The sequence below is a fragment of the Labrys okinawensis genome (genome assembly GCF_047345005.1).
Taxonomy (GTDB): domain Bacteria; phylum Pseudomonadota; class Alphaproteobacteria; order Rhizobiales; family Labraceae; genus Labrys; species Labrys okinawensis.
Map to the genome: position 1 here is coordinate 6236121 of NZ_CP178864.1, position 12235 is coordinate 6248355.

12 protein-coding genes are annotated in these 12235 nt (G+C 62.1%); 2 read left to right on the forward strand and 10 right to left on the reverse strand.

Going from position 1 to position 12235, the window contains the following annotated elements; all coding sequences use genetic code 11:
• Positions 1-38 precede the first annotated feature (38 nt).
• Positions 39-2807, forward strand: a complete 2769-nt coding sequence (locus ACMDCR_RS28930) for an SEL1-like repeat protein (protein WP_413989911.1) — start codon at positions 39-41, stop codon at positions 2805-2807.
• Positions 2808-2814: 7 nt separating this feature from the next.
• Here the strand turns inward: ACMDCR_RS28930 and ACMDCR_RS28935 are convergent, their stop codons facing one another.
• The 3 genes from ACMDCR_RS28935 to acnA form a co-directional block, all read right to left on the reverse strand.
• Entirely contained in the window at positions 2815-3087 is a 273-nt protein-coding gene (locus ACMDCR_RS28935) for a hypothetical protein (RefSeq protein WP_413989912.1), read from the reverse strand.
• 337 nt (positions 3088-3424) lie between these two features.
• Complete coding sequence (locus ACMDCR_RS28940; RefSeq protein WP_413989913.1) at positions 3425-4093, reverse strand: carbonic anhydrase; 669 nt, start codon at positions 4091-4093, stop codon at positions 3425-3427.
• A 130-nt stretch (positions 4094-4223) separates the two neighbouring features.
• Positions 4224-6905, reverse strand: coding sequence for an aconitate hydratase AcnA (gene acnA / locus ACMDCR_RS28945; protein ID WP_413989914.1), 2682 nt, complete (start codon positions 6903-6905; stop codon positions 4224-4226).
• 408 nt (positions 6906-7313) lie between these two features.
• Between acnA and ACMDCR_RS28950 the strand changes: the two genes are divergently transcribed.
• Entirely contained in the window at positions 7314-7601 is a 288-nt protein-coding gene (locus ACMDCR_RS28950; RefSeq protein ID WP_413989915.1) for a hypothetical protein, read from the forward strand.
• A 62-nt stretch (positions 7602-7663) separates the two neighbouring features.
• On the opposite strand, the gene ACMDCR_RS28955 is transcribed toward ACMDCR_RS28950, so the two are convergent.
• The 7 genes from ACMDCR_RS28955 to ACMDCR_RS28985 form a co-directional block, all read right to left on the reverse strand.
• Positions 7664-8083, reverse strand: a complete 420-nt coding sequence (locus ACMDCR_RS28955) for a type II toxin-antitoxin system VapC family toxin (protein ID WP_413989916.1) — start codon at positions 8081-8083, stop codon at positions 7664-7666.
• Positions 8080-8343 carry a type II toxin-antitoxin system prevent-host-death family antitoxin gene (locus ACMDCR_RS28960; protein WP_413989917.1) on the reverse strand — a complete coding sequence of 88 codons (264 nt, stop codon included), beginning with the start codon at positions 8341-8343 and terminating at the stop codon, positions 8080-8082. The genes ACMDCR_RS28955 and ACMDCR_RS28960 overlap by 4 nt, the downstream gene beginning before the upstream one ends.
• Positions 8344-8455: 112 nt before the next feature.
• On the reverse strand, positions 8456-8968 hold the full coding sequence (gene irrA, locus ACMDCR_RS28965; RefSeq protein WP_413989918.1) for an iron response transcriptional regulator IrrA: 513 nt from the start codon (positions 8966-8968) through the stop codon (positions 8456-8458).
• 236 nt (positions 8969-9204) lie between these two features.
• Entirely contained in the window at positions 9205-10401 is a 1197-nt protein-coding gene (locus tag ACMDCR_RS28970) for a lytic murein transglycosylase (protein ID WP_413989919.1), read from the reverse strand.
• A gap of 225 nt (positions 10402-10626) precedes the next feature.
• A complete protein-coding gene (locus tag ACMDCR_RS28975) occupies positions 10627-11211 on the reverse strand; it encodes a cob(I)yrinic acid a,c-diamide adenosyltransferase (protein ID WP_413993759.1) in 585 nt (194 codons plus the stop codon).
• Between the two features lie 116 nt (positions 11212-11327).
• Positions 11328-11876, reverse strand: a complete 549-nt coding sequence (locus tag ACMDCR_RS28980) for an acyloxyacyl hydrolase (protein ID WP_413989920.1) — start codon at positions 11874-11876, stop codon at positions 11328-11330.
• Between the two features lie 147 nt (positions 11877-12023).
• Complete coding sequence (locus tag ACMDCR_RS28985) at positions 12024-12215, reverse strand: twin transmembrane helix small protein (protein ID WP_284315583.1); 192 nt, start codon at positions 12213-12215, stop codon at positions 12024-12026.
• Positions 12216-12235 lie beyond the last annotated feature (20 nt).

A 12235-nucleotide genomic window follows, 5' to 3' on the forward strand; every position in this document is an offset into this window, starting at 1 on the left:
TGTGGCGCGGTTGGGGTATGGCAAAAAGACTTTTCGCCTTGAGTGCTTTGCTCGTCCTGCTCCCCCTCGCGGCGTGGGCAGACGACAAGCCCCAGTATGGCATCGTGAACTACAGCTCCCCTGAGTACCAGGCCGTTCGCGACAGGCTGCAGCCGCTGGCCGACAAGGGCGATGCCGTAGCACAATACATGCTGGGGCTCGATTGCGACCGCGGCCAGGGTATGGCCCCCAACCCGCCGGACGCCCTTCTCTGGTATGGCAGGGCGGCGGCCCAGGGATTGCCGGCCGCCCAAAACAATCTCGGCACGCTCTACGCCCAGGGGCGCGGCGTGCCCATCGATTGGCCGGAAGCCAACAGATTGTACCGCCTCGCGGCACAGAGGGGAAATGTTGCGGCCCAGATGAACCTTGCGGCGATCTATGCAAACGGGCTGGGGGTGCCGAAGAACGACGTTGAGGCCGCTCGCTGGCTGCTTATCGCCGGGCGGGCTGGTTTTGCACCCGCACAGGCGCAACTCGTTGTTTCCTATTCGCAGGGACGTGGCATGCCACGGGATGAGAGCAAGGCGGCATCGTGGAGACTCGCGGTCGGTTCGCGCGAGAACGAACTGCGCAACGGCAACAATATGGGTGTGCTGCCAGCCGATAAGTTAGCAGCCCTCCAAGACTATTCGCCCGCCATCGGTTGGTACAGCGACGCCGCGAAGAAGGGCATGCCAGAGGCGCAATTCATCATGGGAGCCATCGAGGCCAATGGCAGGGGCGTGTCGCGCAATATCGGCGAGGCGATTGGTTGGTACGAGAAGGCAGCCGGTGGCGGAAACGTGCACGCCATGGACAATCTGAGCGATATCTACCTGCACGGCGGTGAAGACGTTCCGATCGACGCGCGGAAAGCCTATGACTGGGCCTACCGGGCGGCGCTGTCTGGTGATCCCGGTGGCGAAGGCCGCCTCGGCTATATCTATGGCAGCGGCAACGGCGTCATGCCAGATCAGACCGCGGCAGCGTTGTGGTACCGCAAGGCAGCCGAGAAGGGTAATGCCGGCTCGCAATTGGCAATGGCCTCGCTCTACCTTCAGGGGCAGGGCGTCCCCAAGGATGCGACGCAAGCCCGTTTCTGGCTTGAGAAGGCCGCAGCGCAGGGCGTCTCGCAAGCCCAATATATGCTGAGCATGTTGCCGAAGAGCGGAGACCTTACCACCGGGGGTGAGGTCCAGTCCCTCAACCTGCTGCGAGAGGCGGCCGAGCAGGGGAACGCCGGTGCACAGAATGACCTGGGCGTGATCTACGCTCAGGGCAAAGGTGTGGCGAAAGACGAAGCACAGGCCGCCTCCCTGTTCCGGAAGGCCGCGATGAGCGGCGATATTGAGGCCCAGACCAATCTCGGCCTTGCCTATGCAAATGGCCTCGGCGTGGCGAAGGACCCGATGCAGGCAGCCTTCTGGCTCCGAAAGGCGGCCGTACTAGGGCATGTGAAAGGGCAGAGCGCGCTCGGCTACATGTATATGACCGGCACAGGCGTGCCTCAGGACGCCAAGGAAGCGCTGACCTGGCTGGAGCCGGCCGCCGAACATGGCGATCTGCCGGCACAGATCAATCTGGCATCCCTCTATTCCGGCAATTCCGACATTCCTCGAGATCAGACCCAACTTGTCTACTGGACCAGAAAAGCCGCCGAGCAGGGCTATGCGCCCGCTCAGGCCAGCTTGGGTGAGATGGAACTCTCGGCTACGCCGGGCCAGCAAGACAGGGTCGAAGCCAATGCCTGGCTTCGCCAGGCCGCCGATCACGGGCAGTTGGATGCCCAGCTCAATCTTGGCCGCATGTATCTCAACGGCGATACGGTGCCGAAAGACACGCCGCAGGCCATCGTCTGGTTCGTCAAGGCCGCGGATCAAGGCTCGGTGGATGCCCAATTTTTGCTGGGCCGTATATATTGGATAGGCGACGGCGTCCCAAAGAGCGGTAGTACGGCGGCCGGTTGGCTCCGCAAGGCCGCGGAAGGCGGACAAGCCGACGCGCAAACCTTGTTGGCCCATCTTTACGAGCAGGGCGAGGGTGTCGACAAGGATGATAGCCAAGCTGCTCTATGGTACCGCAAGGCCGCCGAACAGGGGCGGCCGCTCGCCCAGGGCATGCTTGGCCTTTTCTATATGACGGGTCGAGGCGTGGCGCCGGATGTCAAGGAAGCGGAGATCTGGCTGAAAAAGGCTGCAGATCAGGGCGACCTCACTGCGCAGCTCAATCTCATATCGCTCTATGCGAACGGCAATGGCATCTCCAAAGATATGCGACAGGCCGCCAATTGGGCTATCAAGGCAGCAGCTCAGGGCAGCGCCCCGGCGCAAACATATCTCGGTAATTTCTATATCCAGGGCGTAGCTGGCTTGACCGACCATACCCAAGCCGCTTTCTGGTTTCGCAAAGCAGCCGAACAAGGTGTCGTCGAGGCGCAGAACAACCTCGGCTACATGTACATGACCGGCGACGGCATCCCGCAGGATGACAAACAGGCCGTGTATTGGCTGCAGAAGGCGGCAGACCACGGCTATGCAACGGCTCAGATCAATCTTGGGCGCACGTTCATGAAAGCCAGCAGCGCGGTACGGGATGATAAGCAGGCCGCATTCTGGCTCCAGAAGGCCGCCGACCAGGGCTCACTGCCGGCGAGGCAGGATCTTTCCACGCTGCAGGCCCAGATAACCACGCCTGCAGAACCAGCTCATTGCCCCGCTTTGGGCTCCACGGTTCTGCCAGGCCTTGCCAGCTTCGAAGCAGCGACTTCGGCCTGCGAGCATCTTTGAAACTGCCTCAACCGGCGAGGAGGTGGCAGCCGCTTGCCACGAGGAGCAGCCAGGCGACACCGTCCCATTCGTGGAGCGAGGCCGCCGGCGGCCGCCGCCTTGCCGCCAGCGCCAGCAGGGCCTGGAGAACAGCGATCATGACGAGCGTGCTCGTGAAACCGGAAAGGAAGCCCGTCGGACTCGAGGCGGCAAGGAACGCGGCACTGACAAGCTCGACGATGAAGATATGGACCGTCACGCGTGAGACGAGATCCAGCTTACGGATGGTGAATGTGGTCATAGTGATAACGGGGATGGGATCGACCGAAGGCCGCATGCAGGTTTTCGCGGCAGCCAGGCTCGTTCGATACAGGCTATGGTAGCGGTTTTGCTTTCGAAGACTGGCTCCAGGGAACCGATAACGCCCGCATTTTACCTTTGTCGGCCACGCGAGCCAAATAAGGATTGCATAGTATTTTAGCGGGTGTCGTATCAGGAAGTCATAAAGAGAGAGGCAGGATCTTGCTATATTGCCAAGCCTGACTTAACGGCACACATAGTATTCGGAGGCCGCGAGACGATGGCGAGTTCGATATCGAACTGGCTCGTGCGGTCCTGGTTCCGCGCCTGTCCGTCCCTCAATAGCTCCCAAACAGCGAAGGCGGCACGCCGACGTCCTTGACCATCGGCTCGAAGCGATGGGTCTTCGGATCCCGCACCAGAAGATGTCCCGTCGCCACGCCGAAATAGGCGCCATGGAGTTCCATCTCACCGGCATTGACGCGGCGGCGGACGCTGCCGAAGGTCATCAGATTGGCAAGGCTCTGCTCGACGGCCGCCAAATTGAGGCGCGCCATGTAGTCTTCTGACGGCACCTCGCCGGGGTCCTCCAGCGTATCGGCGGCCGGAGCGATGATCGACATCCATTTGCCGATGAAATCGCCCGAGGAAAGTGGCGCGCTCTTTTGGGCGAAGGAGCGGATACCGCCGCAGCTGGCATGGCCCATCACCACGATATGCTTGACCTTGAGCGCTTCGACCGCGAACTCGATGGCCGCGCTGGTACCGTGGAACTGGCCGCTGGTCTCGTAGGGTGGCACGATGTTGGCGACGTTGCGCACCACGAAGAGCTCGCCCGGGCCGGCATCGAAGATCACTTCCGGGGAGACACGGGAGTCGCAGCAGCCGATGATGAGAATCTCCGGACTCTGCCCGGCTTCCGCCAGGGTCTCATAACGCTGGCGCTCCCGGGCAAAGCGGTCGCCGAGAAAGGATTTGTAGCCGGCTATGAGACTGTCTGGGATCATGGTGTCCTGGGAGCGCGGACGTCCTCGTCCGCTCTTGAAACGACAACATTGCAGAAAGTGACGGAGCCTTATCCGACACCGCCACGCTTGTTATTAAGGAAGAGCGGACGAGGACGTCCGCGCTCCCAGGTTACGCCGCCAGGTTGCGCAGCACGAACTGCAGGATGCCGCCATTCTTGAAGTAGTCGAGCTCGTCCAGCGTATCGATGCGGCAGAGCAGCGGCGTCTTCACCACCGAGCCGTCGGCCTTCTTGATTTCGGCTTCGATCACCGCGCGCGGCCTGATCGTCTCGATGCCGTTGATGGTCACGGTCTCGTCCCCCTTCAAGCCCAGGCTCTGCCAGGAGGTGCCTTCGGCGAAGGTGAAGGGCACAACGCCCATGCCGACAAGGTTGGAGCGGTGGATGCGCTCGAAGCTCTGCGCGATCACGGCGCGCACGCCGAGGAGGTTGGTGCCCTTGGCCGCCCAGTCGCGCGAAGATCCGGTGCCGTATTCCTTGCCGGCGAAGACCACCAGCGGCACGCCCTCGGCATTGTACTTCATGGCGACGTCGTAGATCGGCGCCTGTTCTCCATCCGGATAATGGATGGAGAAGCCGCCCTCCACGCCCGCCAGCATCTGGTTCTTGATGCGGATGTTGGCGAAGGTGCCGCGCATCATCACCTGATGGTTGCCGCGCCGCGTGCCATATTGGTTAAAGTCGACCGGACGAACCTGATGGTCCCTGAGATATTCGCCCGCCGGGCTCGCCGCCTTGATGGAACCGGCCGGCGAAATGTGGTCGGTGGTGATCGAGTCGAGGAAGAGGCCAAGAATATGCGCATTGTGGATGTCGGTCGGCGGCACCGGCGTCTTGGTCATGCCCGTGAAATAAGGCGGGTTCTGCACATAGGTCGAGCGCTCGTCCCAGGCATAGGTCTGGCCCGAAGGAGCTGAGATCTTCCGCCAGTTCTCGTCGCCCTTGAACACATCGGCGTATTTCTCGACGAACATTGCCTTGGTGACGAACTGGTCGATTATGGCCTGGATTTCCGCGCCGTCGGGCCAGATGTCGGAAAGGAAGACCGGCTTGCCATCCGAGCCGGGGCCGAGCGGCTCAATGGTGAGATCGACCTGCAGCGAGCCCGCCAGCGCATAGGCCACCACCAGCGGTGGGGAAGCCAGGTAATTTGCCTTCACGTCCGGATTGACGCGCCCCTCGAAATTGCGGTTGCCCGAAAGCACGGCGGCGCCGACGAGATCACCCTTGTTGACAGCCTCGGAAATCTGCTCCGGCAGTGGGCCGGAATTGCCGATGCAAGTGGTGCAGCCGAAGCCCACCAGGTTGAAGCCGAGAGCATCGAGATCCTTCTGCAGGCCGGACTGCGCCAGATAGGCCTCCACAACCTGCGATCCCGGGGCGAGCGAGGTCTTGACCCAGGGGCGCGACTTCAGGCCCCTGGCCGCGGCCTTGCGGGCGAGCAGCCCCGCGGCGACAAGCACGGAGGGGTTGGAGGTGTTGGTGCAGGAGGTGATGGCGGCGATGGTCACCGCGCCATGGCCGATGGCATAGTCGGTGCCGGCCACGGGCACCGTCTTGCCAGCTTCGCCGGGCTTCTTGAACTCGCCATCGAGCGCGGTGAGGAAGCCTGCCTTGGCGTCGGAGAGCAGCACGCGGTCCTGCGGGCGCTTGGGACCGGCGAGGGAAGGCAGCACGGTGGCTAGGTCTAGCTCGAGGATGTCGGTGAAGACTGGATCGGGGCTGCCCGCCGTGCGGAACATGCCCTGGTCCTTGCAATAGGCTTCCACGAGCGCGATGCGATCGGGGGTGCGGCCGGACTTGTCGAGATAGCGCAGCGTCTCGGCGTCGACGGGGAAGAAGCCGCAGGTCGCGCCATATTCGGGCGCCATGTTGCCGATGGTGGCCTTGTCCTCAAGCGTCATGTGGTCGAGGCCGTGGCCGAAGAACTCGACGAACTTGCCGACCACGCCCTTCTTGCGCAACATCTGGGTAACGGTGAGCACGAGGTCGGTGGCGGTGACGCCAGCCGGCAGGCGGCCGGTGAGACGGAAGCCGATTACCTCGGGGATCAGCATGGAATTGGGCTGGCCCAGCATGGACGCCTCGGCCTCGATGCCGCCGACGCCCCAGCCGAGCACGCCGAGACCGTTGACCATGGTCGTGTGGCTGTCGGTGCCGACCACAGTGTCGGGATAGGCAAGCGTCGTGCCATCCTCGTCCTTCGTCCACACGGTCTGGGCGAGATATTCGAGGTTGACCTGATGGCAGATACCGGTGCCCGGCGGCACCACGCGGAAATTGTCGAAGGCCGACTGGCCCCACTTCAGGAAGCGGTAGCGCTCCTGGTTCTGCTCATACTCGCGGGCAACATTGTTCTTGAAGGCATCGTTGTTGCCGAAATAGTCGACCACGACCGAATGGTCGATGACCAGATCCACCGGCACCAGCGGGTTGATGCGGGTGGGATCGCCGCCCAGCGCCTTCATTGCGTCGCGCATGGCGGCAAGGTCGACCACCGCGGGAACGCCGGTGAAGTCCTGCATCAGCACGCGGGAGGGGCGGAAGGCGATTTCGCGTTCGGCCTTGCCGCGATTGACCAGGAAGGCGGCGACCGCCTCGATGTCGGATTTGGAGACGGAGCGGCCATCCTCGAAGCGCAGGAGATTCTCGAGCAGCACCTTCATCGAGACAGGCAGGGCGGAGATGCCGGAGAGGCCATTCGCCTCGGCCGCCTTCAAGGAATAATAGGTGTAGGTCTTCGCGCCCACTTGCAGTGTCTTGCGGGCTTTGAAGCTGTCGAGCGATGCCATGGCAGGTTCCCTGAAAAAGGCTGGGTGGACAACCCCAAACCTATGATACGTCAGTGGAATTCGCGCTCGCGGGGGAGTTTGTGCGGCGCGGTATGCGGTGTTTATAGAAGGATTCCAGGAAAGCCGCTACTGCCGTGCGGTAAATTGCTTACGATCGCAGAACTGGGCTGCATGAGGTGCGGATCTCGCTTGCGGGACTTGAGGTCCTTTTGGCAGAGGGCGCAACGCTGGAGCTTCCCCACGAAGATTCACACTTCCTTAACTTTAACCCCGCATTTGCCGCAAGAGCTCCGATTTTGGCAGGCAATTTCGCTTTATGACCATTGGCACAGCATCTTGGTGCCGCATTTGGCTCCTACCTCGAAACCACGCCGATATTTAAAGAAAACGACTGCCCGCGAGCATTCCATGCCCCCTCTGACTCAGCTCTTTGCCTCGCTCCGCACCGAATTCCGGCACGCCTGGTTTCCGACCCTGCTGATCTCCAGCATGGTCCTCCTGCACGACCTCGCGACCGGCAGCCAGCATGGCGGGCTGGTGGTGGTGCTGTTGATCGCCGCCTTCATGCTGGCCCGCCCGCAGCGCCTGCGCCGCCACTCCCCGCTGGAGAACTGGCGCCACAGCCTGATCTATGCGGTGACAGTGCTGGCCGCGACGCTCGTGTCTCTCGGCGCGCTGGATCTTTTGAGGCGCTAAGCTGAAAGAACGTCTGAAGGCCGTTCTCGGTCCATTCGGATCGCTTGCACATCGCGGAGAGATCAGTCCCAAGGATTGAGGAGATCCAAGCCGAAGCCTTGGAAATCATTGATATTGCGCGTAGCCAGGACGAGGCCATGGGCGTGCGCCGTCGCAGCGATGAAGGCATCGAGACTGGCAAGCCCGACGCCTTTCTTCCTTGCGTGGCCCATGAGATCGCCCCAAGCGAGGGCGACATCTGTGTTTACGGACAGTACCCGGCCGGCAAAACGCTGCGGCAGATCATGAGCAAGCCAAGCTGCGAGCTCAGTTTTCCGCCTGCCTTCGTCCATGAGCGCGATTCCTCGACGGATCTCGGCTAGCGAGATCACACTGACGAAGGTTCTGTCCTCATCGAGTTCGTCCAGCCATCGCAAGACGCCCAAGTCTGGCTTCACTCGACGAACCTCGGACAGGACATTGGTATCGAGCAGCATTCTCAAAGCAAGGACTCGCCCGGTTCATCCCTGACCCGGTCGAGGTCGAGCTCACTGCCCCTGAGCGGCGACTTGAGCAAGAACTCCGCCAAGCTGCCGCGCCTCTGCGTTTTGCGTTGCCATTCTTCGACCGAAACCACAACAACACTGGGCTTGCCGTTGCGCGTGATGGTTTGTGGGTCGTTCTGGGCGCGCTCCATCACTTCCGAGAGCCGAGCCTTGGCGCCGGCAACCGTCCACACATCTTCAATTGCTGAAGCGGACATCTGCCCTCTCATGACTATTGCGACTATAGTGACTATATATAAGGACAGGGTGCAAAAAACAAACGGCGCACCAAGGTGCGCCGCGCGATAACCTAAAAATCTTTGGAGGCCTTCAACCTTCCTTGCGCCGCAAGCGTACGATCACGTCGACGCGGGCGATCTCATAGCCTTCCGGGACCTCCGGCATCTGGGCCATGCCGACTTCGCCGGGAATGTCGAGCACTTCATTGTCGCCTTCGACGAAATAGTGGTGGTGCTCATGGACGTTGGTGTCGAAATAGGTCTTTGAGCCGTCAACAGCGAATTCACGCAGCAGGCCAACTTCGGTGAACTGGTGCAGTGTGTTGTAGACCGTGGCCAGAGACACCGGCACGCGGGCCTTGGAGGCCTCGTCATGCAGGATTTCGGCAGTGATGTGCCGATCGCCCTTCTGGAACAGCAGCCAGCCGAGTGCCAGGCGTTGGCGGGTGGGCCGCAGGCCGACATCGCGAAGCATCGAGCGCACGTCGTGGAACGGGCAGCCGGTACGCTGGTGGTCGCGGACGGGAAGCTGGTCGCGCGAGGCATTCGGCTCGGGCGAGGCGGGCTTGGCGGAGCGATCAATATTGATGACGGTGGTCGACATGGATCGTTTCTACAACGTTTAACGGCACTATTCTAGGGATGATAAGCCGCAGGTGCAATCGCACTCCTATGCAATATCGCATAAGACGCAGCGAAAATCGCCTACTCCAATCGGCGAATCCGCTCCTCACTGCGAGTTTGGCGCGGATTCATGCGGTTTGTTGTAATTCCGATACACCGGAACTCGTGACCGGGACGTGAGACGGGACAGGGCTTTCCGATACCTCCATCGGTGCATCAGCCCTTGCGCAAGGCCTGCAGTATCTGCACGCCGGGATGCCCCGTGACCGGCAGGCCGAGGCGGCGCTGGGCGCTCTTGATGGCCTCGATGGTCTTGTCACCAATCGAACCATCGGGGGTGCCGACGTCATAGCCCGATCGGATCAGCAAGGCCTGCAATTCCTTGCGCTGGGCACGCGAGAGGCCGGGATCTTCCGTTGGCCAGGGCGTCACGATGGGCCCGCCGCCCTTGATGCGGTCGGAGAGATTGGCGATCGCCAACGCGTAGGATTCGGCGGCGTTGTAGGAATAGATCACATCGAAGTTGCGGAAGACCACGAAGGCCGGCCCGCGCGGGCCGGCCGGCAGCAGGATAGCGGCACTGCCGCCGCCGCTGAGCGCAGAACCGTCGATGCGCGTCACGCCCATCGACGCCCATGAAGAGAGAGGACGCTTCTTGGTCCGGCCGGCGAGGCCCGGCTTGAAGCTGGCCGGCAGGCGCACCTCATAGCCCCAGCGCGCGCCGGGCTGCCAGCCGGAATGGGCGAGGTAGTTGGCAGTGGAGGCGAGCGCATCCGGCACCGAATCCACCACATCGCGGCGACCGTCGCCATCGCCATCCACGGCGAGGCGCAGGAAGGTGGAAGGCATGAACTGGGTGTTGCCGAAGGCGCCGGCCCAGGAGCCGACGAGATGATCGGGATTGACGTCGCCGCGCTGAATGATCTTCAGCGTGGCGATGAGTTCGCCCATGAAATAGCCCTGCCGGCGGCCGCCATAGCAGGAGAGCGTCGCCAGCGATTGCACAAGCGGGCGCGTGCCCGGGCTCTCGCCATAATTGCTCTCGACGCCCCACACCGCCACCACCGTGGCGGGATCGACCCCGTAGCGCCGCTGCACGCCGGCCAGCACCGAGGCATATTTCGACATCATCTGCTTGCCGTCGGCGACGCGCTGGGCATCGACGAGGCCGGCCATGTAGTCCCAGATCGCCGTCTTGAACTCGGGCTGCTTGTTCATGGCGTCGATGACGGTCATGTCGGGCTGAAGTCCGTTCGTCTGGCGTGCGAACACCGAAGGCGAGACGCCGGCTGCCTGCGCCCGCGCCCCGATGGCGGCCAGGCAGGACTGGAAAGACGCCGCCGAGGCCGGCAGGGCCGAAAGGGCAAGAAGGGCAAATGCAGGCAGGAGCGATTTTTTCATAGGCGCGATCATGAATCATCAAGGTAAATGAAAGATGGCGAAATTCGGCGTGGATAGGGCCGGCAAGGATTAAATGCACGTAAGGCGAGCATCCTGGGAACGCGGACCTCCCTGGGATCGCTGGCACCTCAGCCACAACCATCCCGATGGTTGTGACGACAGCCTGCCGGTGGCAACGATGCGCTTACCGGAAAGGTGGGGCAGGCAAAGATGCCTGCGATCCCAGGGATGACCAGCCTACCTGTTCTCCCCCGGCACCCACAGGACATCCCCGCTTGCCTTGTGGTTCAGATACCGGCTCGCCACGAACAGGTGGTCCGACAGGCGGTTGATATAGCGCAGCGCCTCGGGCGAGACGATTTCGCCGGCGGTGTGGGAGAGTGCCACCATCACCCGTTCGGCCCGCCGGCTCACGGTTCGGGCAAGGTGGAGATGGGCCGCGCAGGGCGTGCCGCCAGGCAGGACGAAGCTCTTCAGCGCCGGCAGCGCGGCGTTCATGGCATCGATCTCCTGCTCGAGACGGTCGACCTGGCTCTGGGCAATACGCAGCGGCGTCCAGGTGATCTCCTTCTCGCCGCCCTCGGGGGTGCAAAGGTCCGCGCCGAGATCGAACAGATCGTTCTGGATGCGGGCGAGCATCGCGTCGATCTCGCCGTACTCGCGGCCGCTATATTGTCGGGCGAGCCCGACGGCGGCATTGGCCTCGTCCACCGTGCCATACGCCTCGACGCGCAGATCCGCCTTCGAGCGGCGCTCGCCGGTGCCAAGCCCGGTCAAGCCGTCATCGCCGGTGCGGGTGTAGATCTTGTTGAGGCGAACCATGAAATGCCCTGGGAGCGCGGACATCCTGTCCGCTCTTAGAGACGACTCGCCCAAGGATAAAGGAAGAGCGGACATCGCGACATGAGAACATGTCGCTGCAATCCAGCGTTCCCGGCCTAGAACTTATAGCCCACACGCATGCCGTAATTCGTCAGGCCGCGATTGTGATCGCACAGGCCGGCGTTCGAATTGTGCTCGACTGTGGCCATGATGCGCCAGTGCTCATTGATATCGTAGCCCAGGCTCCCCGATTCCCGGAACAGCGCGTGGCAACCAAGATCGCTGCGGTTGGCGCCATCCTCGGAATAATTGTTGAGGCTGCCGCCGAAATCGCCTTCCACGAAAATGTTCTGCGTGATGTTGTACTGCCAGGCAAGACCCGCATAGACGGTCGAGGTTCCTCCGCCGAAATTCAGCGTGGTGCCGAGATTGGGTCGCGGCAGCCACCATGTCTGCTCGCCGCCCCAGGGCTTGGCGAACAGGATTTCGGCATTGATATCCGGCCCAGTGCTCTTCTCGGGGCTGGTGAGGTCGTGCAGCAACCCGCCGAAGCGCAGTTCATTGATGAAGGCGTCGGCTCCGAAAGAAGCCGCGGTCGCGTCCTGCGCATGCGCAACAACGACCGTTAGAAGCAGAATAAAGACCGCGGAAAGGACGTAACGCATGGACTGACATCCTTCTGATTCCGCGCACGGTAGCAGAGAGAATGTGTTCGCCAAGCGTTTTTAGCTAGAAGCCGCAGGCATATGCCAATCTTGATGCACAGATGCAACGCCTGAGTGCTCGCAAAGGTAGAGCCCCTAGTCGGCAATCTATCTATGAGCGAAATAGATCGCCGCCATGATGATGACGATCGCCACCGCCTGGAGGAGCACGCGCAACTGCATCAGCTTCTGCGAGCGCTGGCCGTCGCCGCCCTTCATCATGTTGTGCAGGCCCATGCCGAGCACGATGGCGACGGCGAGGATGGCGAAGGGGACGAGGATGTAGAAAAAGGAAGCCATCTAAGGAGTCTAGGCTGGAG

Excerpts from the sequence above, each read along its gene's own strand:
- ACMDCR_RS28960 (WP_413989917.1), bottom strand. The coding sequence starts at position 8,343 with ATGTCCGCTTCAGCAATTGAAGATGTGTGGACGGTTGCCGGCGCCAAG.
- ACMDCR_RS28935 (WP_413989912.1), bottom strand. The coding sequence starts at position 3,087 with ATGACCACATTCACCATCCGTAAGCTGGATCTCGTCTCACGCGTGACG.
- irrA (WP_413989918.1), bottom strand. The coding sequence starts at position 8,968 with ATGTCGACCACCGTCATCAATATTGATCGCTCCGCCAAGCCCGCCTCG.
- ACMDCR_RS28950 (WP_413989915.1), top strand. The coding sequence starts at position 7,314 with ATGCCCCCTCTGACTCAGCTCTTTGCCTCGCTCCGCACCGAATTCCGG.
- ACMDCR_RS28975 (WP_413993759.1), bottom strand. The coding sequence starts at position 11,211 with ATGGTTCGCCTCAACAAGATCTACACCCGCACCGGCGATGACGGCTTG.
- ACMDCR_RS28980 (WP_413989920.1), bottom strand. The coding sequence starts at position 11,876 with ATGCGTTACGTCCTTTCCGCGGTCTTTATTCTGCTTCTAACGGTCGTT.
- ACMDCR_RS28940 (WP_413989913.1), bottom strand. The coding sequence starts at position 4,093 with ATGATCCCAGACAGTCTCATAGCCGGCTACAAATCCTTTCTCGGCGAC.
- ACMDCR_RS28985 (WP_284315583.1), bottom strand. The coding sequence starts at position 12,215 with ATGGCTTCCTTTTTCTACATCCTCGTCCCCTTCGCCATCCTCGCCGTC.
- ACMDCR_RS28970 (WP_413989919.1), bottom strand. The coding sequence starts at position 10,401 with ATGATCGCGCCTATGAAAAAATCGCTCCTGCCTGCATTTGCCCTTCTT.
- acnA (WP_413989914.1), bottom strand. The coding sequence starts at position 6,905 with ATGGCATCGCTCGACAGCTTCAAAGCCCGCAAGACACTGCAAGTGGGC.